At 37.6% G+C, this 901-nt stretch carries 1 pseudogene; it reads left to right on the top strand.

The features are described from left to right. A pseudogene (locus tag RM697_RS13675) lies at positions 1-901 on the top strand (gliding motility-associated C-terminal domain-containing protein); the annotation flags it as partial.

The raw sequence follows: 901 nt of genomic DNA, 5'->3' as shown, positions 1-901 counted from the left end.
GAGCCAAGTGATTACTGTACAAGATACACGTGCACCTGAGTTCACAGCACCTGGAGACCTTACGATCTACAGTGATGAGAACTGTGAGTTTGATGCATCTGTAGAAGTAACAGGAGATGTAGAAGATGAATCAGACAATTGTTCAGAAGAATTAGAAGCTACTTATTCAGACTTAGTTACTGATGGAGAGTGTGAGGGTGAGAAAATCATCACAAGAACATGGTCATTAGTAGATGAATGTAACAATGCAGCAGACGATCAAGTACAAGTTATTACTGTTAAGGATAACATTAAGCCAACATTTACTGCACCTGGAGATATTACTATATATTCAGATTCAAAATGTGAGTATGATGCTTCAGTAGAAGTAACAGGCGATGTAGAAGATGAAGCAGATAACTGTTCAACAGATATCGAAGCTACATATTCAGATTCAGTTGCTGATGGCGAGTGTGAAGGTGAAAAAATCATCACAAGAACATGGTCGTTAGTAGACGATTGTAATAATTCAGCAGACGATCAAGTACAAATTATAACTGTAGAAGATAACATTGCACCAACATTTAAAGCACCAGAAGATACTGTAATTTATACAGATGAAGCTTGTGCATATGATGCATCAGTAGAATTCACAGGAGATGTAACAGATGAAAATGATAATTGTACTGATAAACCAGAAGCTACATATTCAGATTCAGTTGCTGATGGTGAGTGTGAAGGTGAGAAAATCATCACAAGAACATGGTCATTAGTAGACGATTGTGGAAATGAGGCAGCAGATCAAATACAGATCATAACTGTAGAAGATAACATTGCACCAACATTTACAGCACCAGCAGATCTTACGATCTACAGTGACGATGAGTGTAAGTACGATGCTTCAGTAGAATTTACAGGCGAA

This window comes from Microcosmobacter mediterraneus (assembly GCF_031846265.1).
Classification (GTDB): Bacteria; Bacteroidota; Bacteroidia; order Flavobacteriales; family Flavobacteriaceae; genus Microcosmobacter; species Microcosmobacter mediterraneus.
The sequence above is the reverse complement of the archived record's forward strand: the minus strand, read 5'-3'. Positions and strand labels throughout refer to the sequence as shown.